26 protein-coding genes and 1 pseudogene are annotated in these 20,427 nt (G+C 37.2%); 18 read left to right on the top strand and 9 right to left on the bottom strand.

The genetic code is table 11. The features are described 5' to 3' along the window. Nucleotides 1-28: 28 nt before the first annotated feature. The 4 genes from VB691_RS07905 to VB691_RS07920 form a co-directional block, all read right to left on the bottom strand. Complete coding sequence (locus VB691_RS07905) at nucleotides 29-448, bottom strand: response regulator (RefSeq protein WP_323290928.1); 420 nt, start codon at nucleotides 446-448, stop codon at nucleotides 29-31. A gap of 155 nt (nucleotides 449-603) precedes the next feature. Next, the gene (locus tag VB691_RS07910; protein WP_323290929.1) at nucleotides 604-1,194 is read right to left on the bottom strand and encodes a GNAT family N-acetyltransferase; all 591 of its coding nucleotides are present in this window, start codon (nucleotides 1,192-1,194) and stop codon (nucleotides 604-606) included. A gap of 12 nt (nucleotides 1,195-1,206) precedes the next feature. Beyond that, a complete protein-coding gene (locus VB691_RS07915) occupies nucleotides 1,207-1,959 on the bottom strand; it encodes a polysaccharide deacetylase family protein (protein ID WP_323290930.1) in 753 nt (250 codons plus the stop codon). A 79-nt stretch (nucleotides 1,960-2,038) separates the two neighbouring features. Continuing rightward, the gene (locus tag VB691_RS07920) at nucleotides 2,039-2,629 is read right to left on the bottom strand and encodes a thylakoid membrane photosystem I accumulation factor (protein WP_416244842.1); all 591 of its coding nucleotides are present in this window, start codon (nucleotides 2,627-2,629) and stop codon (nucleotides 2,039-2,041) included. Between the two features lie 66 nt (nucleotides 2,630-2,695). Here VB691_RS07920 and VB691_RS07925 point away from each other — a divergent pair, with 66 nt between their 5' ends. The 3 genes from VB691_RS07925 to VB691_RS07935 all read left to right on the top strand — a co-directional run bounded on the left by VB691_RS07925 (nucleotide 2,696) and on the right by VB691_RS07935 (nucleotide 4,963). Continuing rightward, the gene (locus tag VB691_RS07925; protein WP_416244844.1) at nucleotides 2,696-3,253 is read left to right on the top strand and encodes a J domain-containing protein; all 558 of its coding nucleotides are present in this window, start codon (nucleotides 2,696-2,698) and stop codon (nucleotides 3,251-3,253) included. Then, nucleotides 3,250-3,522: a DUF3143 domain-containing protein gene (locus VB691_RS07930; protein WP_323290931.1), complete on the top strand. Its 273-nt coding sequence runs from the start codon at nucleotides 3,250-3,252 to the stop codon at nucleotides 3,520-3,522. The genes VB691_RS07925 and VB691_RS07930 overlap by 4 nt, the downstream gene beginning before the upstream one ends. Before the next feature lie 190 nt (nucleotides 3,523-3,712). Further along, nucleotides 3,713-4,963: a transposase gene (locus VB691_RS07935; RefSeq protein ID WP_323290932.1), complete on the top strand. Its 1,251-nt coding sequence runs from the start codon at nucleotides 3,713-3,715 to the stop codon at nucleotides 4,961-4,963. A gap of 363 nt (nucleotides 4,964-5,326) precedes the next feature. Here the strand turns inward: VB691_RS07935 and VB691_RS07940 are convergent, their stop codons facing one another. Next, on the bottom strand, nucleotides 5,327-5,710 hold the full coding sequence (locus tag VB691_RS07940; RefSeq protein WP_323290933.1) for an AbrB family transcriptional regulator: 384 nt from the start codon (nucleotides 5,708-5,710) through the stop codon (nucleotides 5,327-5,329). A 312-nt stretch (nucleotides 5,711-6,022) separates the two neighbouring features. Here VB691_RS07940 and VB691_RS07945 point away from each other — a divergent pair, with 312 nt between their 5' ends. The 3 genes from VB691_RS07945 to cbiB are packed head-to-tail and all read left to right on the top strand — an operon-like array spanning nucleotide 6,023 to nucleotide 7,911. Then, nucleotides 6,023-6,466: an RrF2 family transcriptional regulator gene (locus VB691_RS07945; RefSeq protein ID WP_323290934.1), complete on the top strand. Its 444-nt coding sequence runs from the start codon at nucleotides 6,023-6,025 to the stop codon at nucleotides 6,464-6,466. A 12-nt stretch (nucleotides 6,467-6,478) separates the two neighbouring features. Next, entirely contained in the window at nucleotides 6,479-6,883 is a 405-nt protein-coding gene (locus tag VB691_RS07950; protein ID WP_323290935.1) for a GFA family protein, read from the top strand. Between the two features lie 29 nt (nucleotides 6,884-6,912). Then, nucleotides 6,913-7,911, top strand: a complete 999-nt coding sequence (gene cbiB, locus VB691_RS07955) for an adenosylcobinamide-phosphate synthase CbiB (protein WP_323290936.1) — start codon at nucleotides 6,913-6,915, stop codon at nucleotides 7,909-7,911. Here cbiB and VB691_RS07960 read toward each other — a convergent pair. After that, nucleotides 7,901-8,650 (bottom strand): annotated as a pseudogene (locus tag VB691_RS07960) (class I SAM-dependent methyltransferase); the annotation flags it as partial. The gene cbiB and the pseudogene VB691_RS07960 sit on opposite strands and share 11 nt — an antisense overlap. Before the next feature lie 187 nt (nucleotides 8,651-8,837). Here VB691_RS07960 and VB691_RS07965 point away from each other — a divergent pair. The 11 genes from VB691_RS07965 to psb34 all read left to right on the top strand — a co-directional run bounded on the left by VB691_RS07965 (nucleotide 8,838) and on the right by psb34 (nucleotide 17,344). Next, nucleotides 8,838-9,395 (top strand): DUF2808 domain-containing protein, encoded by a 558-nt coding sequence (locus tag VB691_RS07965; protein WP_323290937.1) that lies wholly within the window; start codon nucleotides 8,838-8,840, stop codon nucleotides 9,393-9,395. Between the two features lie 132 nt (nucleotides 9,396-9,527). Then, nucleotides 9,528-11,264: a peptide ABC transporter substrate-binding protein gene (locus VB691_RS07970; protein ID WP_323290938.1), complete on the top strand. Its 1,737-nt coding sequence runs from the start codon at nucleotides 9,528-9,530 to the stop codon at nucleotides 11,262-11,264. 32 nt (nucleotides 11,265-11,296) lie between these two features. Then, entirely contained in the window at nucleotides 11,297-11,536 is a 240-nt protein-coding gene (locus VB691_RS07975) for a hypothetical protein (protein WP_323290939.1), read from the top strand. A gap of 322 nt (nucleotides 11,537-11,858) precedes the next feature. Beyond that, on the top strand, nucleotides 11,859-12,815 hold the full coding sequence (locus VB691_RS07980; protein WP_323290940.1) for an ABC transporter permease: 957 nt from the start codon (nucleotides 11,859-11,861) through the stop codon (nucleotides 12,813-12,815). 171 nt (nucleotides 12,816-12,986) lie between these two features. Next, entirely contained in the window at nucleotides 12,987-13,496 is a 510-nt protein-coding gene (locus tag VB691_RS07985) for a hypothetical protein (protein ID WP_323290941.1), read from the top strand. Between the two features lie 160 nt (nucleotides 13,497-13,656). Next, nucleotides 13,657-14,538 carry an NAD(P)-dependent oxidoreductase gene (locus VB691_RS07990; protein WP_323290942.1) on the top strand — a complete coding sequence of 294 codons (882 nt, stop codon included), beginning with the start codon at nucleotides 13,657-13,659 and terminating at the stop codon, nucleotides 14,536-14,538. A 43-nt stretch (nucleotides 14,539-14,581) separates the two neighbouring features. Continuing rightward, the gene (locus VB691_RS07995) at nucleotides 14,582-15,844 is read left to right on the top strand and encodes a hypothetical protein (RefSeq protein ID WP_323290943.1); all 1,263 of its coding nucleotides are present in this window, start codon (nucleotides 14,582-14,584) and stop codon (nucleotides 15,842-15,844) included. Nucleotides 15,845-16,112: 268 nt separating this feature from the next. Further along, complete coding sequence (locus VB691_RS08000; protein ID WP_323290944.1) at nucleotides 16,113-16,349, top strand: DUF4160 domain-containing protein; 237 nt, start codon at nucleotides 16,113-16,115, stop codon at nucleotides 16,347-16,349. Next, nucleotides 16,330-16,635, top strand: coding sequence for a DUF2442 domain-containing protein (locus VB691_RS08005; RefSeq protein ID WP_323290945.1), 306 nt, complete (start codon nucleotides 16,330-16,332; stop codon nucleotides 16,633-16,635). Before VB691_RS08000 ends, VB691_RS08005 begins: the two co-directional genes overlap by 20 nt. A 145-nt stretch (nucleotides 16,636-16,780) precedes the next feature. Beyond that, nucleotides 16,781-16,924: a high light inducible protein gene (locus VB691_RS08010; protein WP_323290946.1), complete on the top strand. Its 144-nt coding sequence runs from the start codon at nucleotides 16,781-16,783 to the stop codon at nucleotides 16,922-16,924. A 249-nt stretch (nucleotides 16,925-17,173) separates the two neighbouring features. Continuing rightward, entirely contained in the window at nucleotides 17,174-17,344 is a 171-nt protein-coding gene (psb34, locus tag VB691_RS08015; RefSeq protein WP_323290947.1) for a photosystem II assembly protein Psb34, read from the top strand. Nucleotides 17,345-17,418: 74 nt separating this feature from the next. On the opposite strand, the gene csaB is transcribed toward psb34, so the two are convergent. Further along, entirely contained in the window at nucleotides 17,419-18,459 is a 1,041-nt protein-coding gene (gene csaB / locus VB691_RS08020) for a polysaccharide pyruvyl transferase CsaB (RefSeq protein WP_323290948.1), read from the bottom strand. 111 nt (nucleotides 18,460-18,570) lie between these two features. Beyond that, complete coding sequence (petE, locus tag VB691_RS08025; protein ID WP_323290949.1) at nucleotides 18,571-18,930, bottom strand: plastocyanin; 360 nt, start codon at nucleotides 18,928-18,930, stop codon at nucleotides 18,571-18,573. A gap of 234 nt (nucleotides 18,931-19,164) precedes the next feature. Here petE and petJ point away from each other — a divergent pair, with 234 nt between their 5' ends. Next, entirely contained in the window at nucleotides 19,165-19,503 is a 339-nt protein-coding gene (petJ, locus tag VB691_RS08030) for a cytochrome c6 PetJ (RefSeq protein ID WP_323290950.1), read from the top strand. A gap of 88 nt (nucleotides 19,504-19,591) precedes the next feature. On the opposite strand, the gene VB691_RS08035 is transcribed toward petJ, so the two are convergent. Continuing rightward, on the bottom strand, nucleotides 19,592-20,422 hold the full coding sequence (locus tag VB691_RS08035) for a tetratricopeptide repeat protein (protein WP_323290951.1): 831 nt from the start codon (nucleotides 20,420-20,422) through the stop codon (nucleotides 19,592-19,594). Nucleotides 20,423-20,427 lie beyond the last annotated feature (5 nt).

Here is a 20,427-nt window from a genome sequence, read left to right on the forward strand (position 1 = left end):
GATCAGTGGATCAGTGGATAACAAACTATTATGATCCCTGATCTGTTTTATTCTGATTCATCACCATCTCTAAAATTTGATTGACAAATTGTTGATGATCGACTACAGGTTTAGAAATATAGCCATCTGCCCCACTTTGCTTAAGAAAATGTTCTCGATCGCCTTCCATGGCATGAGCAGTCACCAAAATAACGGGTAATTGGGCAGTTTTCGGGTCAGCTTTCAGGTATTGGGTAATTTTAATCCCATCCACCGCTTGCCCTTGATAAACGCTATGAGATAGAGAAACATCCATTAATATAATATCAACTTCTCCCGCTTGGGCAATTCTCATCACCTCGTCTACATCTTCAGTCCCTTTTACGGTTAATCCTCCTCGTTTAGTTAAAATTTTGGAGAATACACGAAAATTAATGGGATCATCTTCTACAATCAAAACCGTTGTCATAAAACTTTATGGAATGATGGTTGATGGTTTTTGGAATTTAGGGTTGACATGACAATTAGAGTGACTTTAAGCTCAACAACAGTAGCCAACTTTTTAATATAATGCCTTGAATTTATCATATCAGATTAGTCAATCTTATGAAACGATAGAAAAAATTATAATAAGCATTGCATCAACTTGAGGCCACCATGATGAGGAATTAGGGGATGAAAGTTAACTTGAATCGGTTTAACCTCCTGAAATCCTTGACGCTGATATAATTGAAGTGCTGCTAAATTATCTGTCCAAACGGTTAAACTAAGGCAGGAAAATTCTTCACTCTGAGCTTTTTCTTTCACTCTATTAATTAATTTTGTGCCAATTCCTTGTCTTTGATATTGAGGCGCAACTGCTAAAATATTTAATAATAAACTATCTTCAACCCGACGGGTAAATAAATCTGTTAACCAGTCTAATTTATTGGGAGCTAAAAACTGTCTCATTTCTTCTGTAATTCCGTAATCTTTAGCAGGATAAATATTGGTCAATCCAACAATTTTATGATTGATTTGTGCTACTTCTATTTTGCTGTAAGACAAATTTCCTGTCTCTTTTATGATTTCTGATATCAATAATTCCTCTAAAGTTATATCAACCAGTAAATCACTCAATAAAAATTCAAAAATTCCTCCGCCAGCAGCCAAAATTAATGGCACAATAGCTGAGGCATCTTGAGGCATTGCAGGACGAAAAATAATGTTATTCATGTTAATAATTGATTAATTATTCAGAAACATTTCAGATAAGGTAACAGTTCGATAACCTCGACGTTTGATTTCAGGGAGAATAGTATTTAAGGTCATATTAGTTCGTTTTCCCCATTCTCCTGACTGGCCATCTCTAGCACTATCATGTATTACAATAATCGCTCCAGGACGTAAATTTAATAAAATTTGATAGGCAGCAAATTGAGAAAATGGGATATGAGTATCATAAGGGAAAATAGACCCCAGAACAGCTTGATAATTGTATTTTTCAACAATCTTAATCATTTTAGCATTATACCAACCACCTCCAGGACGAAACCAGTGTATTCTTGATGATGAATGGTCTAATAATTGATTTAATGTCTGATCTGCTTCTAAAAATTGTTGCTCAAATTCCTCGATTGATAACTGAATACTTTGTTCATCTTTAACCATGTGATTGCCAATTTCATGACCATTTTTGATCATATTTTTAACAAGATTTTCATTGTCCTTAAGACGTTCACTAATCAGAAAAAAAGTGGCATGAGTTTGGTGAGTCGCTAAGGTTTCTAAAATTGTTGGGGTTGTTATTGAGTCGGGGCCATCATCAATGGTAATAGCCACAATTTTCTCATTCGTTTCGGCAAAATATTTAACCCCTGGTGCTATTTTAGGGATTAGTTTAAATAACCATCTAGGTTGTAATAAAACAATTAAAATTGAACTCACTAAGTAACTTATTAGCAATAATATGCCTAAGATAAATATTTGAAAATTCCACATTTTAACGTTTATTTAAGCTCAAAACTAACACAATTTCTCATAGGTCTAGGGGTCAACAACCGTTGACCCCTACCATAATTTATTGTTCCACTAATTCCGAATTGAATTCATTAAAAGTCTGTCGTTTTAATTCTACAGACTCAGAACGAGGTAAGAGATTAAAGACTTCTCTTAAAACATCATCCACAGCTTCATATTTTACCTGGCCTTTGCCATCAAAAATGACCTTTCCTTGTTGATCTAATACCACAGTTTGGGGGACGACTCCTTTGTAATAGTAACCAGCTTCTTGAGGAGTATAGTTATCTTTAAAAGCAATACTATCCACACTAATAGGGATAATATTAGCAGCCCGACCATAAAATTCTTGGATTCGAGAGACAATAATGGCAAACTGTTTACAATCTCGACTATCATCTAGATAAAATGCCAGCACTGTTGGCATTTCACGCTGCAAGGAATCCATTAAGGTTAACTTGGCCGGAACTAAAGAACCATTTCCTGCATAGACAACAAAAATATTGCCATCGAGACGATCATCATCAACACTCGCTGAAGCGGTCAATGTTCCCCACAGTCCTAACATAACCCATAGGGTCAGTAAACAGGTGAGACACCCCTTAACTACCCATGAGGAGATGAATTTGTGATCAACGTGAATTAATGCCATGAGTATAGAAACCTTTCCTTGAGTTTGGTTATAATAAGCTCACAAGAAATCATCATCTAGACTCTTGTGACTGAGCAGCAGACTACTAAACAATCAACTTCACAGAAAATTCCTGTGCCTATGCCGTTTGCTAATAGCCATTATGCTATTTTAGGGCTTGATCCGTCCGCTTCCGTCAGGGAAATTCGGCGGGCCTATCGAGAGTTGAGTAAACGCTATCATCCCGATACTACCCAATTGCCATTTTCCGTGGCCACCCCTAAATTTCAACGCTTAAATGAAGCTTACGGCATCTTGAGTAATCCAGAACGGCGATCGCTGTACGATCTGACTATTGGTTATTCTCGTTGGAATGTGATTCAAGTTCCAATTGAGAACAAGAATACTACTGAATCAGCCCAATATTCTCGCTCTGCTTATCTTGATGCCAGCGATCGCCCCTTGTCAGGGGGAGAAATTTTTGCTTTATTTATTTTAGGCTTAACCTTAGTGGGATGTTTGGTTTTAGCGATTTTTGTGGGAATTCTTCGGGGGGATGAGGCCATACCTCCCACTGCCTTACCTCAAGATTACGCCTTTATCTCAGGCGCAAAAATGTTATCTTTATTTTTAAGTGGATTATGATTTTTCCCCCTTCTGATACGCCCTTGTATAATCATCCTCTACCGGCCATTGAAAAATGGCTCTCTGATTTAGGTTGTCAGCAAGACTCACAAAACTTAAACTGTTGGATGATTAGAAAACCTAGCTGGAACGCACAGATTAGCTTAGAGATTGAAGAATTAATGGTTTGTTATCTGAAAGCGGGTGCAGACGGCTCGGATATTAAGCGAATTTTCAAGTATTCTTTGAGTCGTCAAGATATTGAAGCGGCTGTTTTTGGTGGCCCTTAACTTTTATCGAAAAATTGGGTTTAAAACCCCGTCACTTCGGCAAGCTCCCTTCGGCTTAGCTCCCTTCGGCTTGGCTCCCTTCGGCTTGGCTCAGGGCAAGCAGTGCAAGCCTTTTAGGACGGCTTTATATGGGTTGACATTTTGCGCTGTGAGAGATAGCATAATAATATAGTTGTTTAAGGTCGAAACAATGATTGTCTTAGAGATGAAAGCTGTAGTCAAGCAATATCAGCAAGATGCCATCAATGATGCTATCAGAACTGTGCAATTCATCAGAAACAAAGCCTTGCGGCTTTGGATGGATGCTAGTCGAGAGGACACTTCGGCAAGCTCAGTGCATCGTAAAATTGATAAATATGCTCTCAATAAATACTGTGCTGTATTAGCGAAAGAATACGTCTTTGCCAATGAATTAAACTCAACAGCAAGACAAGCATCATCTGAAAGAGCTTGGTCAGCTATTTCTCGTTTCTATGACAATTGTAAGAAAAAAACAAAAGGTAAGAAAGGGTTTCCTAAATTCCAAAAAAATAATCGTTCCGTTGAATATAAACAATCAGGATGGAAATTATCTGACGACAAAAAGAAGATAACTTTTACTGACAAAAAAGGAATTGGAACGGTTAAATTAAAAGGAACTAGGGACTTAAACTTTTACCCCGTTGACCAAATTAAACGAGTTAGATTAGTGCGTCGTGCTGACGGCTATTACGTTCAATTCTGTATTAGTGTTGATATTCAGGACTATGTTAAACCATTAGAACCGACTAAACATTGTACAGGTATTGATGTAGGACTCAAAATCTTCTATGCTGATAGTGATGGAAAAACGGTAGAGATACCCCAATACTATCGTAAAGCAGAGAGACGTTTGAACCGTCTTAATCGACGCAAATCTAAAAAGTTTAAGAAAGGGCAGAAACAGTCAAATAACTATCAGAAAGCTAGGGTAAAATATGCTCTCAAACATTTAAGAGTAAGTAGGCAACGTAAAGGCTTTGTCTGTGGTGAGGCATTGCGCGTAATCCAATCTAACGATTTGGTAGCCTATGAAGACTTAAAAGTTAAGAACATGGTGAGAAACAGACATTTTGCTAAGAGTATCAATGATGCTGCCTGGTCAACTTTTAGGCAATGCTTAGAATACTTTGGATATAAATATGGGAAAGTAACGGTAGCAGTACCTCCCTATAATACCTCTCAGAATTGTTCTAATTGCGGCGAAAAAGTTGAGAAGTCACTATCAACTAGAACCCATATTTGTCCTAATTGTGGGTATGTTGAAGACAGGGATATTAACGCAGCAATTAACATCCTGAAAAAAGGATTGAGTACCGTAGGGCATACGGGATCTTCTATTCTTGGAATAGATAAAGCTTCAGGAGATTCGACCTCTATTGCTGTTGGTAGCGATACCTGCAAAAGTAAGTTGAGTCTGTGAATGAAGAATCCCCGCCGTTTTACGGCGCGGGAGTGTCAATAACCTTACCTTAATGCCAGGCAGAGATAGGGATTCAATGATAATCCATTCCGATCTAAGGTAGAATTAGATCATTCCACTGAGGCAAGGGGCTTAAACCACAGAGGAGAGTTTAGGCAAATTTCTGCCCTACTCCAAAGAAAGCAGCGGGACTAGATAAATGATAGGATAAAGTCACAAGGGCTACTCTCCGCTAGTGGAAAGCAACCCTTAGAGGAAATCATCTATTTAACTGAAGTTGATAGCGTTGCTAAGTTGGAAGCTAGGCAATGCTATTTTTTTAGGGTTTCTAAGGCTTCCCTATCTGAGTTGAAAAATAGAGATTTATTCTTCATCTTCATCAGGGGCCCCAACTTGTTTGAGATGAATATGTTTACGCCCTAGGGTAATTTCAAATTCATCGCCAGGTTCTAATCCCATTTTTTTGGTATAGGCTGAACCAATCAAGAGATTACCATTAGATTGCACACTAATTTTATAGCTGGCTGAACGGCCACCTCTTCCTTGTCCTTCTGAAGTGCTATCGAGTTCAATACCCTCAGCATCAATCAAAGCGTTGAGAAACTTCATCATGTTAACACGCTCTATCCCATTTTTCGTTTGGGTATAGTAGCCGCAAGATCTCGCTTTTTCTTCTTTGCTGAGGTTTCCTAGCTCTTTGACTTTCTCGACTAAGGATGTACCGGTTAGGGGTTTGTCTTGTGTCATTAACTTAAACAGTAACTAAGTGAATAATAAGGCTGACAGAATGGGAACTAAGTAGGAAAGCAGCAACAACCTAAAAATTTTAGCGTTACTAACTATCTCTCTCCTTATCTTACACACAATTTGTAAAATTGATCCACCATCCGACAAGATCAATAATAATTCATTTTCCCCAATCTTTCTATAAGAATGCTGATTGAATTTACAAATGTTTGACTTTCATCGGTTTAGGGGAGAGAAAGATGTTATAAACTCAACAACAGAGACAAGAGAATCTAGGCTATTCAAGCAAAAATCTAAGAAAAAACGAAGGAAATGAAACTAACAACTCGCAGTCATTATAGCGTTAAAGCCTTACTAGATCTAAGTTTACAGCCTAACTATGGGCCGACTTCAGTAAAAGCGATCGCAAGGCGACAAGATTTACCGGCCCCATACTTAGAAAAATTGCTGATTGAAATGCGTCGTTCGGGGTTAGTTAATGCTCTGCGTGGTTCCCAAGGAGGCTATCAATTAGCCCGTCAACCTAGTCAAATTTCTTTGGGGCAAATTTTGGAAGCAGTAGGGGAGACAATTGAGCCATTACCTCACTATAACCCTGATGCTGAACAAGCAGAAGATTGGGTAACATTTAGCCTCTGGAAGCGACTTCATGAGAAACTGAAAGAGGCACTTTACAAGATTACCTTAGCAGATCTTTACTATGATGCTCGTAGCTGGCAAGCCTCTCAAGGAGAAGCCACCAGTTTTGTTGTTTAAGGAGCTAATTTTATGCAAAATTCTGACCCATCTATTACCTATCAAGGGGGCTGTCATTGCGGTGCAGTGCGCTTCCAGGTTACGGTTGACCGCTTTGAAGCTATCAACTGTAATTGTTCTATCTGTCGTAAAAAAGGGTTTATTCATTTACTTGTACCCCCGGAAAAATTTACCTTAATTGAGGGGGCCGAGAGGCTGACAACTTATACCTTTAATACTCATACAGCCCAACATACTTTTTGTGCAATCTGTGGGATTCATTCTTTTTATCATCCCCGTTCCCATCCTAGTTGGTTTGATGTCAATCTTCGCTGTCTTGATGAGGATGTGTTATCAAACTTTAAAATTCAACCCTTTGATGGAGCAAATTGGGAAGAAAATGTGGATAAAATTAGGCATTCTCACTCAGAGACTTAAGGACACTAAAATTAGGACAAAAACCGAATGTGGATACAAATATTACCGTTATCGTTTTAGGCCTTGCTGCTATAATTGATTACCTTATTGCCGATCCTTGGGGATGGTTACACCCTGTACAAGTGATGGGCTGGGTCATCTCAAGATACTGTAATTTTGTCCTCTCGATTTGTCAAGGAAAAGGGCAACGTCGTTGGGCCGGGGTTGGGTTAGGCTTAGGGTTAATTCTTAGCAGTGGAATCTTCGGCTGGGCCGTCAGTTTAATCAAGATCTATCTCAATCCTTTTTTGGGTATTGCCATTGAGGCTATTCTTTTAGGGAGTTGTTTTGCGGGCCGAGGTTTAAGATTAGCTGCTGAGGATGTGCTTGGCCCATTAAGCAAGGGAAATATTGACCTAGGGAGAACAAAACTTCGTCAATATGTAGGGCGTGATACAGAAAATCTCTCAGAAACAGAAATTTTGCGATCGGTGCTAGAAACGGTTTCCGAAAATGCCACCGATGGGGTTATGGCTCCCTTATTTTATGCGATCGCTGGCGCATTTTTTCCGGGGGTAGGCAGTGTTTCTTTGGCTTTAGCTTACAAAGCAGCAAGTACCCTTGATTCCATGATTGGCTATCAAAAAGAACCTTTTACTGACATTGGTTGGTTTAGTGCCAAATCTGAGGACATTTTAACTTGGTTTCCCTGTCGTCTCACGGTTCTAACCTTGGCTATTCTATCAGGAAAACCTCGTTCTGTTTTGGCTATCTGTCGTCGGGACGCGCCGCAAGATCCTAGCCCTAATTCGGGATGGAGTGAATGTGTTTATGCGGCAATTTTGGGGGTTCAATTAGGGGGCATTAATACTTATCAAGGCATGATAAAACGGAAACCCCTATTAGGAAATCCCCTTAACTCCATTACCTCCCAAACCATTGATGATGCTTTAAACTTAACGAAACTATGCTGTTTATTGTGGTTAGGCTTAGGGGTTGCGGGTTTAATCGGGGTTTCATCTTCAGAGTTGTTGCGTTTGATTTCTTAAAAAACATTAAATGCTGTTGAGGTAGACTCTCTTGGGTTTTTTCCCAAACTAATCCCACCGCCGCCATTTCTTTTTTTATCTGTCTTTGGCTCATTTTATGTAAAGTCTTAATAGGAATTAAAGGATTTTCTTGTCGGTATTCTACTAAAACCACTTTTCCCCCTGGTTTGAGGGACTTAACCACATTTTCCATCATTTCTTTCGGATAATCAAATTCATGATAAGCATCTACCATTAAAGCAAGATCAAGCTGATTTTGGGGTAAATTAGGATTGTCAAAAGTTCCGAGAATGGTTTCAATATTCTTTACCTGATTTTCTGCTTGGAAAAACTCAATCACGTCCAACATTTCTGGCTGAATGTCCACAGCAAACACTTTTCCTTGGGGTACTAGAGACGCTAACCGAAAGGTAAAATAACCACTACCGGCCCCAAGATCAGCTACTCTATCCGTTGGTTTCAAATTTAATGAATTGATGACTTGAGATGGCTTTTCCTGCTGTTCCCGACTGGGTCTTTCTAACCATAATAATTCTTGATGGCCCATAACTTTCGCAATTTCTCTCCCTTGGTAAAATTTACCAATTCCATCTCGACTATGGAGTCGATGATAGTGATAATCAGGGGTTGAAGTCTTCTCAGAAACAGTAGAAGCATCATAGGTTAAATTTAAACTTCCAATCAGGAAAAACGCCAAAATTACAATAATACCAATCATTAAAGCTTTAAAAGCATTCATTAATATTTAAGCATTGATTAATTATCAATTCCCTATAATAGATGTATAGTTTACCTTAGTATACTTAAATTTTGCCAGAAAACAAGCCTCAGTCAAACCAGTCAATTAAGCAGCATTTTCCTCAAACATTAGGATAATTCGACTAAAAGTAAGGAACCGTATTAAATCATAATTCACAGTAACAATCATGAGTAAATTTATCATAGGGATAACTTTAAGCCTAGGGATGTTTATGTCTCTGATGGCCTATCCCTCTTTAGGAATTGAACAAAAAAGCGAGCGAACCTTCTTTAGTAAATCTCCTCGTCTATTAGATGTGATCACGACATTTAAGGGAGCAAGAATCACAATCCCCACTTACTATTATACAATTGATTTACCGGCCCAAAGTGGTGAATCGTTACAAAAAATTACGATTCAAAAGCGTCAAGGGTTTGAAATCATCGAATACTATCCTAATAGAACTATTGCTTTTAAAGGAACGCCTGATGATCGGGGAGAAACTTTAACTGTCAAAGAAAGTCATTGGGATGAAACCACAGAAACCATGACTGTTATTTTATCCCCTCCCGTTCCTCCAGGAACTATCTTTACTGTGGGATTAAAAGCCATCAAAAATCCTGAACATGGGGGAATTTATCTGTTTGGCGTAAATGTATTTCCATCAGGAGACAACCCTATGAACTTGTATTTAGGTAGTGGACGTTTGGACTTTTATGGTGGTGATAGTGGAGATTTTAACTAAATTATAAGCTATAATTTGCTATGAGATCATCGAACATCAAATAAGTGTAACTTTGTTACAGATGATCTATAGGGGTGTTTAATTAAACCTCTCTACGCCCATCAAATAAACCTTACAGGAGTTCTTTTCTCAGTGTTTGAAAAACGATTAAATAATTTTAGTTTGACTTTACTACTGTTCTTGTCATTAGGCTCAACTTTTGTCCTATCTGCTTGTAACTCAAAACAAGAAACAGCGACCAATTCTCAGATACAAAATGACACTTTAAAATTATTATATTGGCAAGCTCCTACTATTCTCAATCCTCATCTTTCCACAGGTTTTAAAGATTCTGAAGCGAGTCGTATTACCTTAGAACCTTTAGCAACTTATGATAAAAATGGGGTGTTAATTCCCTTTTTAGCGGCTGAAATTCCCTCTCTTGAAAATGGCGGTGTAGCTAAGGATGGTAAGTCAGTAACATGGAAACTAAAACAGGATATACAATGGTCAGATGGAACTCCTTTTACCTCAGCAGATGTTGTCTTTACCTATCAATTTTTAACTAACCCCAAAGTGGGAGCTAACAGTGCAGGAAATTATGAAATAGTAGACAAAGTTGAAGCCTTAGATGATTATACTGTAAAAGTCACATTTAAGACAGTTAATTCCGCTTGGTATATCCCTTTTGTGGGAACTGCTGGTATGATTTTACCCCGCCATATTTATGAACAATATAATGGAGAAAAGGCCAGAGAAGCTCCAGCAAATTTAATTCCTATTGGTACTGGCCCTTATAAAGTTGTTGAATTTAAGCCTGGGGATGTAGTTGTTTATGAACCCAATTCTTACTTTAGAAATGCTGATAATATTGCCTTTAAACGTATTGAATTAAAAGGAGGAGGAGACGCAACTTCAGCAGCGCGTGCAGTCTTACAAACAGGGGATGCAGACTATGGTTATAATTTACAAGTAGAGTCCCCAGTTTTGCAACAATTAGAAACAGGAGGAAAAGGTAAAATTTCCTCCGTTTTAGGAAGCTTAAGTGAACAAATTCAATTCAATTTTTCTGACCCCAATAAAGCAACAGCAGATGGTGAAAGATCAAGTATTAAAAATTCCCATCCATTCTTAAGTAATAAAACTGTCAGAGAGGCTTTTAGTTTAGCCATTGATCGAGATACCATTAGTAATCAATTATATGGGATAACAGGTAAACCAACAGCTAACTTTTTAATCTTACCCCAAGAATATAATTCCCCGAATACTTCCTACGAGTTTAATCTTGAGAAGGCTAAACAATTATTAGATAAAGCAGGATGGAAAGATACTAATAATAATGGGACAAGGGATAAAGATGGGGTAGAGATGAAGGTAGTTTTTCAAACCTCAGTAAACCCTTTACGTCAGAAGACCCAAGAAATTGTCAAACAGGGATTACAATCGATTGGTATTGGGGTAGAATTAAAGAGTATTGATGCTAGTATTTTTTTCTCCAGTGATCCAGCAAATAATGACACAATTGAGCATTTTTATGCTGATTTACAGATGTTTACAACGGGAAATGATAGTCCAGATCCTAGTAACTATATGAAAAATTATACTTGTGATGAAATCCCTCAAAAAGCCAATAATTGGTCAGGGGATAACTATTCTCGTTATTGTAACCCTGAATATGATAAATTATGGGTAGCAGCAACTAAAGAATTAGATCCCAAGAAACGACAAGAAATGTTTATTAAAATGAATGATATTCTAGTTAATGATTTTGTGGTGATTCCTTTAGTTCATCGCGCAGATGTTGCTGCTATTAGTAACAGGTTACAAGGATTTAATTTAACACCTTGGGATCGAAATACTTGGAATATTAAAGATTGGAAGATTAAATAGATGAAAATGTAGATCCTCTTTATCCTACTCAAATGCGTTTAAAACAACCAGAATTAAGTATTTTAGTTATAGGTGAACCTTTAACACCTTCTAAGGGAACAAAAGACCCAGAAATATTATATTGGTGCGAAGAATATGATTATATTCTAGTCACTAATAATCGTCGTTCAATGCCAGTGCATTTAAAAGATCATCTCGACACAAATCAACATATCCCAGTAATTTTTATTCTTAATCCTCAATTAACGATTGGTCAAAATATAGAGGAATAAGGAGATAATTTTAGAATATTAATATTATTTGGAGGCATCGTAACAGCATCATTATTTGGAGAAATTGGACTATTTTTATTTGATTTTTCTGCACTAATTAATGAACCTAAATTCCAGTATAATCATCTACTTATTTTTCTTACTTGTCGTTGGAATTGGGGAATTTTTTTATTAATCATACTTCCCATTATTGGATTTGTTATATCTTTGGTAATAGTCCTTGTTCAAGTATCTGCTATTATGGATAGTAGGGAAAAAATCAAGAATTATTTAAGTCAAGATAATCTTAGAGATATTTTAAATAATATGTGGAAAACTAATAATGACTCAATATCTAATTAAACGTATATTAACCGCCATTCCCACCCTAATCGCCATTAGTTTAGTCCTTTTTACTATATTAGCATTAGCCCCAGGCGATCCATTAGGAGAATTTGCCTCTAATCCTTCCATTACGGAAGAAGTCAGAGAAAATATCCGTAAAACATTAGGCTTAGATCAACCTATTTATATTCGTTATTTTAAATGGTTTTTTGCCTTTATTAAAGGAGATTTAGGCTATTCCTTTACAAGTCGCAGTCCCGTTTTAGAACTAATTTTACAACGTCTACCCACCACCTTATGGGTTGTGGGAACCGCTTATATTTTCAGTGTCTTAATTGCCTTTCCTTTGGGGGTAATTTCTGCCATTAAACGTTATTCTTGGTTAGACCAAATCATTACCACTTTTGCTTTTTTAGGCTATTCCTTGCCTACCTTTTTAACCGGATTATTATTTATTGTTATTTTTAGCGTTCAATTAAACTGGTTTAAGTTTATTTATAACAGCACCTTACAAATTACTGATTTTTCTAGTCTTATTGAACAAATTAAACAGTCAATCATGCCAATTTCTGTCTTAGCATTATATCAATCTGCTGTTTTAATGCGCTTTATTCGTTCTGCTATTTTAGATGAATTAAGCAATGATTATGTGCGTACTGCCCAAGCCAAAGGATTAACCAATTTTGCCATCTTAAAAGACCATATTATCCGTAATGCTTTAATTCCTGTTATAACCTTAATTGCCCTAGATATTCCCACCATTTTTACAGGAGCATTAGTCACAGAACAAGTGTTTAGAGTCCCTGGAATTGGGGCATTATTAATTGATTCAATTTACCGCAGTGATACTCCTGTTGTCATGGCAATTACTTTTATTTATGGCATTTTAATTGTTATTTTTAACCTGATCGCTGATCTAACTTATGGATTTCTCGATCCTAGGGTAAGATATTAAGAGTAGCATCGCCTTCTAGGCTGTAACAGGCAGGATGCCTGTGTTAGATTATTCACAATTTATTTAGAAAGCCTATATATTTTGGGCTTAAGTAAAGATATTTATCAAAATCTGTAAGTTGCCCTTTATTTCCTTAATAATGGAAGTAGGAAAATAAAGGAGAAAATTCCGATGAATGCTATATCTGAACGTCGTTGGAAGTTTCTTAGTTGGACAAGCATAGTCATGTTTGCGCTAGGATTTTGGCTAAGTGGCAGTTTAATTCTCGATTTTGTGGTCATTCCTGGTTTATCTTTATCCGGTATGATGACTCAGGGCGGTTTTGCTAGTGCGGGATACATTATTTTTGGATTATTTAACCGCATTGAATTAGTTTGTGCAGCACTTGTTTTAACGGGAGTTTTAGTATTCCGTCGCCATCATACCTTCATAAATCTTCAAGAACGTTGGTCAATCATTTTGGGCAGTGTTTTACTGTTAATTGCCCTCATTTATACCTATTTCTTAACCCCAGAAATGAGTGGTTTTAGTTTAGAAATCAATCCCTTTGAAGCCACTAATACTATGCCATCTACAATGATTTCTCTCCATTGGAGTTATTGGATATTAGAAGTCATTAAGCTCATTATTGGGGGAACATTGTTAAGCTGGTGTTATCGGGGTTCCTGTGAATTGAAATAAATTCAATCCTGACATCGGTTAAAAATTTCCTCCCAGTTGGGGGGATTTTTTGTAAGAAAGAAGTAAGATAAAAGATAAGGGTTTTATTCGTTTAATTATGCTCTGTAGGTATAATTCATGAATTATACCTATAAAAAACTAAATTCACTGAACATTTTCTATGACTCAACAACTGGCATTTATCGGACTTGGTTTAATGGGGGGGTCAATGACTGCTAATTTAGCACAAAAAGGCTTTTCTGTTAAGGCCTGGAATCGTACCCTAAACCGCCCTGGTGTTACCCTTGCTAAAGAAGCAGGAGCAACCCTAGTTAATTCAATTCAAGAAGCAGTAGAAACGGCTGATATTATCTTTACTTGTGTGGGAGATGTCCCTGATGTTGAGCAAGTAATTTTAGGAGAAAATGGTGTCATTCAATTTGCAAAATCTGGGGCCTTAGTCGTTGATTTTAGCACTATTGGCACTCAGGCAGCGCGTCAGATTGGAACGCAATTAAAACAGCAAAATTTCCGTTTTTTAGATGCCCCAATTTCTGGAGGAGATGTGGGGGCAAAACAAGGCACATTAACCATAATGGTTGGCGGTGAAAAAGCAAATTTTGAGGAATGTTTACCCTATTTTGAAGCTATGGGTAAAACCATTCTTTACTGTGGCCCAACAGGTAGCGGACAAGCTGTTAAAATGTGTAATCAAGCCCTTTGTGCCGTTAATATGATGGCTTTATGTGAAGCCATAAAAATGGCAGAAAAACAAGGAATTGATCCCAATTTGATGATAGAAGTTTGTCAAACAGGGGCAGCAAGTTCTTGGGCCTTAGCCAATTTAGGCCCTAAAATTGTAACATCAGATTTAGCCCCAGGATTTGCCATTAAACACCTGCTCAAAGATTTACGTTTGGTGCAAGAAATTATGGCAGAATCTCAGACTAATTTACCAGGAGTTGTCTTAGCTGACGGCTTTTTAAAAGAAGTCGCTGAGATGGATAATGGAGAAGGAAAAGAACAAGGAACTCAAGCCATGATTCGTTATTATAACAAGTAAATGATTATGAATTGTATTACGTTACTAAAAACCTATTTTTATCATGTCTAGCTTGCTAATTTTTAAAGGAAAAGTTCTTTATTTAACTAACCATTGGTATGCTAAATTAATCTTCCCTTTGGTTCAGGTTAAAAAACTCTTACAAACCATTTATTATTTTCTTTTGCATCTGATTTGGTCTGAATTAATTTATGGTAAAAAGCTTGATAATGAAGTTGCCCATTTGATTGCTTTTTTACTCTTTTGTCTCCTCTCTTTAGGTATTTATTATTTAAGAGATTATAATCAACTAATTTTGTTGATTTCTTGTGGAATTTGGTATCTAGATATCTGGATTTCTAAACATGAATATCTTCGCCAAAATCATCAAGTTAATGTAACTCTTGTTCAATCTGAGTCAGAGCGAATTATTTGGACTTTATCTTTACCCAAAAATCAATTAAAATCTAAGTTTTTAAATAGTCAAGTCAATTATATTTCATTGGGTAAATTTTCAGTTTTTGGCGGAGCTTTTCAAGAAGTTTTAGGAGAAGTTTGGCGGATAGAAATTTGTCTTTATGATGGCAGTAACTTAATTATTGATGAACAAAAATCTTTGGATTTAGCCATGGAGTCAGCCCAAAAAATGGCTGATCATTTTCAAGTTAAAATTATGATTCAAAAAACCCAAGGAAATAATAAATATGCAGAACAATCTTTTGATATGCAAGCTTTATATTCTTGGATGAGACAAAATAAATTAGCCATAAAATGTCAAAAAACCCCTAAAAAATGGCATATTTATTCACAGTGGAAATGGGCAAATTCTTGGATATTGATCAAAGAAGTTTTTCATAAAGCAGGATTTTTGCTGTTTTTACTAATCATGGCTAAATTTATGATTCAATTTGGAGAGTTCTTAAATAATATTATTGCTGTTTTTCAAGGCAAAGATGTGATTATTTACTTCCCTTCTCCCCTGGAATGGTTTAACCCTAATTGGAATTGGCGTAATGTGTTAGAATTAGCAATAGTTTTAGGAATTCTGATTTATCAAGGATGGCAACTGAGTCGAGTAAAACATATCTATCTCGATCAATATAATTTAAAATTTTTTATTGATAATCAACTTATGAAAAAGATCAAAATGTCAGACATTGAAACAACTTTATTAATTAATAACGATCAACCAGGAATTTTAATATTAAGCCCTAAAAAAGCCATCCATATTTCTCAATTTCAGCAAGAAGCTACCGCCCAAGTATTTTGGGGATATCTCGATCAAGGGATTAACTTTTTTCAGGGTAATTCTTCCTCTAATTCATAACCTTACTATCAGTATGAAAGTGAATTCAATAATTTCTTGAGTGAGGCAAATACCTCAGTCTGATGTTAAGAATGAGGGAGGCGACACAGCAATTGACGAGTTCCTTTTAGAGAACAAGTATCTCAAGGTTGTGAAAGCAGTTGTGAAGGGTTGGCTACAGCCTGACGGTTAACAAATTGGTGAATTATTGATAATCTACAAATGGGGACTTCTCTAACATTGTTGTTAAACTAACAATATGCTCATTATAATGATTCGTTTGAGATGAATGCCCACTCTGTTGACCCTTGGCCCATATCGATTCTTTTGTTATGCAGGCGATCGAGATGAACCACCTCATATTCATATTGAGCGTGACAAGAATGAGGCTAAATTTTGGCTTCAGCCAGTCCGTCTTCAAAGTAACAGAGGATTTAGTCGCACAGAGATTAACCAGATTCAAAAACTGGTTGAACAACATCAAGAGCAATTGCTAGTAGGCTGGAATGACTTCTTTAACGATTGAATTATTAGAAATACCGACCATTCAGCAAGTGACTCTCACAGATGACACCCTCTGTGCGGATTTATCTGATGGGCGCACTATATCGGTTCCACTTGCATGGTATCCTCGACTCCTGCATGGTTCAATTGAAGAGCGCAATGACTATCGCTTCATCGCTGGTGGTAGTGGAATCCATTGGCATCAGTTAGATGAAGATATTAGTATCAAAAATTTAATTCTTGGACAACCATCGGGCGAAAGTCAAAAATCATTTCAGCGTTGGTTAAGTAGTCGGTGCGAGCTATAATCTAGTTATAGCAAGGGTTTTATCCTTAATGACAGTAGAACCCTATCCTAAATGTAAAGAAATCTTGCATAGTTTAAAAAGTTTTGTTACAATCAGTATTAAGCACTTGACTTAATTACATTTATCTCATAGAGAGGAATCTATCATGGAAAAACAAGAAGCTAAATTCGGTTTTACCTCCTTTGCTGAAAACTGGAACGGTCGTCTAGCAATGCTAGGTTTTGTCATTGGTCTCGCTACCGAGTTCCTCACTGGACAGGGTATTCTGTCTCAGTTAGGCCTCATGTAAAAAAAGGGTGAGTTGTTTTACTCACCTTTTCTGTCGATAGTACGGTCAATCGATTATATACATTTTTTCCCGAATAGGGTGGGCAAAAGCTCACCCTATTTTATGTGTAGGCATTTTGAGATCTGATCTGATCCCGATTAATATAACCTTAGCTTATGGATAGTATTAATAAATATTTGTCAATACTACTTTACATTTCGTTATAAAAACGTTACATTTATATACATAAGGACAAACGAGGAAAGCACCATGTTTACCACCAGCGACGAAAACGGAATTCTCAACAACTTTGCTAACGAACCCAATGTCTACTATGCGACTTATCCGACACAACAGCAACAACGTCGTTATTTAGTACAAGGTATCGTTGCCGTTTTCTTAATTATTGGTGTGGTAGCTGTCACCTTAGCAGTTAGCTAAGTCAATTATTAAAAGTTTCCATTGCATTGGATTTCTCCTACTTTAAACCTCGGAATAGAAACCGGGGCTTTTTATTATTTAAGCATCACCTGTCTTAATATTTCTTGGTGCATAAAAGCGCGATCTGTTAAAGATTTAATGCGATCTTTATGTAAAGCTTCTCCGTTAACAAAATATTCTAACCAAGCGGTACTAATAATATTAGGATCATCAGGTAATTTACTTAATTCCCAGCCAGGAATATCAATTTCTTCCATCAAATATTTTACTTTCGGATCATAACTTAGGGCAAAACAGCGACATTCTTCAGAAGCTGCCATAATTAAACTATGTAAACGCATTCCAATAGTCATCTCTACCCCTTTAAATAACCCTTTTAATTCTCTGGGGTCTTCTAACTGAATAATTTGATGAAATCCAGGTAATTTCGCGGCAATAGAACGGGCAATTTCTAAATCTTGGGATGCTTGAAAAGGAACTAATAAAAGACAGGTATTGGTTGCTTTTTGGAAATCGATCAAAGCTTGGGTTAAAATAGCTAAACGTTGGGGAGTTAATTGAGGATGACTGCGTAAATTAACCGCAACCCTAGGGGCCGGTAAATTCCATAATCCTGGCACTGACTTTGAATTTAAGGCCCAAACTGGATCGGGGGCAATTAAAGGATTAATCTGCCATTGTGAGACTAATTTAGCTGAATTATAATCCCGCACACTCACCGCCGTACAACCTAATAATACTTGACGGGTTAACCAACGGGTAAAAGGATGATTTAAGGGGCCAATTCCTTGGGCCCAAGCAATAGTTTTTAAGCCTTTTTTTTGCGCTAAAGCCATCAATCCGGCATAATAAATCGGACTAGCTAAACTGGTTACATCCTGCATTAAACTGCCCCCACCCCAAATAAAAATATCCGAGGTTCGTAGAGCTTGTAAAATAGGGAAAGCAGACCGATTCGGGCAACTTTTCACGCCGTAGCGTTGTTGGGTTTGCTCTGGGTTCCCAGAGAGAACAATGGGTTCTATTTGAGGGGGTAGCATCTGCAACAGTGACATCAATAATGCTTCATCACCGCCGTTTCCTTTCCCGTAGTAGCCGCTAATTACTGCCCGCATTCTGGTTTATGTCTGTTAATATTAAGGTTCTGTAGTGGCAATTTTACAGAAAAATGCCCACGAATCTCAAATTCATGGGCTTCAATCTTGAAAAAGTGACAAGTTTACAAATTACTTAACGATAATCTTACCAACCATGCCAGCACCGCGATGGGGTTCGCAGTAGTAGGTGTATTCTCCAGGTTCGTTGAAGGTGCTTTCAAATGATTCTCCAGGAGAGAAAACCAGTCCTTTGTGGGAAAGTTTGACATTTCCCTCAACAACGGCGTTATGAGGGGCTAATTTGTTGTTAACCCACTTAACGGTGTCTCCAGAACTGATAGTTAATTCTTTGGGTTCAAAACCTAATAGTCCGCTATCTGTTCCCATTTTAACTTCATAGGTTTCTGCTGCTGCGGGGTTAACAGCAACGAAGAAGCTAGAGACAACTAGCACAACAGCAGCAATAAATAACCCTAATTTTCTTGACATTTGGTTCGTCCTGTGAATGCTTTAATACAAACGTTTCAATAGTTTGTGTTTTGACTGATCTCACTATAAAACGAAAGTGACAAGTTTGACAATGTGTCTTTGGACAAAAAGGATAAACTTTGCTAGACATCATCTCCAAACTCGGCTGTATATCAAGTTTGACGCTCTGTCTTTTGACGAGAAAAGGGCTTATGGGGAAGATAGATAAGAGATCCAAAATCGAAGGAGAACACAATGAAAAGACTATTATCACTTATTTTGCCCTTAATCGCTTTCCTCTGGGTTAGTTTGATGCCTCCCGCTTTTGCTGATGCTGATCTCGCCGCAGGTGGCAAGATTTTTAGTGCTAAATGCGCTTCCTGTCACGCGGGGGGCAAAAATTTAGTCAATGGGGCTAAAACCCTCTCAAAAGCTGATTTGGAGAAGTATGATATGTATTCTCTCGAAAAGGTTGTGGCTCAAGTTACCAATGGCAAAATGGCCATGCCTAGTTTTAAGTCACTGTTATCTGCACAAGAAATTGAAAATGTAGCTTCTTATGTTTTAGCTCAAGCTGATAAAGGTTGGAAATAATAACCACAGGGTTTAAAACTGTGGCTTTTATTGTTAATTTTTTTTTACAAAGTCTACTGAGGTAGGCTTTGTTTTTTAGTATTTTCAGTTAAAGAGAGTTTTCATTTTCCAGTTTTTCTAAGGTACTTAAAGCGTGTTCAGCATTATCTGTGTTACCTTGGGCTTTAAATAATTCGGCAGCTTTTTCTAAGTCGGCTATCGCTTTTTTTGTATTATTCAGTTTGAATTGAGTTACCCCTCGATTATGATAAGCATCAGCAAATTCAGGATTTAATTGAATGGCTTTGTTATAATCTTCAACAGCTTTTAGGGATTGTCCTAAACGATTGTAGGATAGCCCTCTATTATAATAGATTTTCGGATTATTGCCGTTGAGTGCCAGGGCTTGATTATAATCTTCTATGGCTGCTTCGTGCATTTTTAAATCATCTTTGGCATTGCCTCGATAGATATAAAAATCGGCATATTTGGGGTCTAATTTAATGGCTTCTGAACAATCTAAAACAGCGTTTTGATAGTTTTGTAATTGATAAAACGCATAGCATCGGTTGCCGTAAGCATAAGCAAAATTGGGCTTTAATTTTAGGGCTTCATTGTAATCAGCGATCGCGGGTTCATACTTCCCTAATACTAAATAAGAATAGCCTCGGTTGTAGTAAGAATCAGCATCTTTGGGATCGAGTTTAATGGATTCTGTAAAAGCATTGATCGCCCCTTGATAGTCCCTAGCTTCGATTTTATCTACCCCTTGATTATACCATTCCACCGCACTTAATTTCGGGGGCTTAGTTTGTTCTGTTTGTGGGGATGGTTTTGGGGTTTCTTGGGCTAAGACTGAGGGGTTAATTGCTAGGACACAATTAACAGATAAAAGGCTGGTTAATATTCCCAGGATGTAGATCTTTTTGGGTTTGTTCATAGCTT

Source organism: Crocosphaera sp. XPORK-15E (genome assembly GCF_034931425.1).
In the GTDB taxonomy this organism is placed as follows: domain Bacteria; phylum Cyanobacteriota; class Cyanobacteriia; order Cyanobacteriales; family Microcystaceae; genus UHCC-0190.

Coding starts and splice junctions, on each gene's coding strand:
- VB691_RS07905 (WP_323290928.1), bottom strand. CDS start 448: ATGACAACGGTTTTGATTGTAGAAGATGATCCCATTAATTTTCGTGTA.
- VB691_RS07910 (WP_323290929.1), bottom strand. CDS start 1,194: ATGAATAACATTATTTTTCGTCCTGCAATGCCTCAAGATGCCTCAGCT.
- VB691_RS07915 (WP_323290930.1), bottom strand. CDS start 1,959: ATGTGGAATTTTCAAATATTTATCTTAGGCATATTATTGCTAATAAGT.
- VB691_RS07920 (WP_416244842.1), bottom strand. CDS start 2,629: ATGGCATTAATTCACGTTGATCACAAATTCATCTCCTCATGGGTAGTT.
- VB691_RS07930 (WP_323290931.1), top strand. CDS start 3,250: ATGATTTTTCCCCCTTCTGATACGCCCTTGTATAATCATCCTCTACCG.
- VB691_RS07935 (WP_323290932.1), top strand. CDS start 3,713: ATGATTGTCTTAGAGATGAAAGCTGTAGTCAAGCAATATCAGCAAGAT.
- VB691_RS07940 (WP_323290933.1), bottom strand. CDS start 5,710: ATGACACAAGACAAACCCCTAACCGGTACATCCTTAGTCGAGAAAGTC.
- VB691_RS07945 (WP_323290934.1), top strand. CDS start 6,023: ATGAAACTAACAACTCGCAGTCATTATAGCGTTAAAGCCTTACTAGAT.
- VB691_RS07950 (WP_323290935.1), top strand. CDS start 6,479: ATGCAAAATTCTGACCCATCTATTACCTATCAAGGGGGCTGTCATTGC.
- VB691_RS07965 (WP_323290937.1), top strand. CDS start 8,838: ATGAGTAAATTTATCATAGGGATAACTTTAAGCCTAGGGATGTTTATG.
- VB691_RS07975 (WP_323290939.1), top strand. CDS start 11,297: ATGCGTTTAAAACAACCAGAATTAAGTATTTTAGTTATAGGTGAACCT.
- VB691_RS07980 (WP_323290940.1), top strand. CDS start 11,859: ATGACTCAATATCTAATTAAACGTATATTAACCGCCATTCCCACCCTA.
- VB691_RS07985 (WP_323290941.1), top strand. CDS start 12,987: ATGAATGCTATATCTGAACGTCGTTGGAAGTTTCTTAGTTGGACAAGC.
- VB691_RS07990 (WP_323290942.1), top strand. CDS start 13,657: ATGACTCAACAACTGGCATTTATCGGACTTGGTTTAATGGGGGGGTCA.
- VB691_RS07995 (WP_323290943.1), top strand. CDS start 14,582: ATGTCTAGCTTGCTAATTTTTAAAGGAAAAGTTCTTTATTTAACTAAC.
- VB691_RS08000 (WP_323290944.1), top strand. CDS start 16,113: ATGCCCACTCTGTTGACCCTTGGCCCATATCGATTCTTTTGTTATGCA.
- VB691_RS08005 (WP_323290945.1), top strand. CDS start 16,330: ATGACTTCTTTAACGATTGAATTATTAGAAATACCGACCATTCAGCAA.
- VB691_RS08010 (WP_323290946.1), top strand. CDS start 16,781: ATGGAAAAACAAGAAGCTAAATTCGGTTTTACCTCCTTTGCTGAAAAC.
- psb34 (WP_323290947.1), top strand. CDS start 17,174: ATGTTTACCACCAGCGACGAAAACGGAATTCTCAACAACTTTGCTAAC.
- csaB (WP_323290948.1), bottom strand. CDS start 18,459: ATGCGGGCAGTAATTAGCGGCTACTACGGGAAAGGAAACGGCGGTGAT.
- petE (WP_323290949.1), bottom strand. CDS start 18,930: ATGTCAAGAAAATTAGGGTTATTTATTGCTGCTGTTGTGCTAGTTGTC.
- petJ (WP_323290950.1), top strand. CDS start 19,165: ATGAAAAGACTATTATCACTTATTTTGCCCTTAATCGCTTTCCTCTGG.
- VB691_RS08035 (WP_323290951.1), bottom strand. CDS start 20,422: ATGAACAAACCCAAAAAGATCTACATCCTGGGAATATTAACCAGCCTT.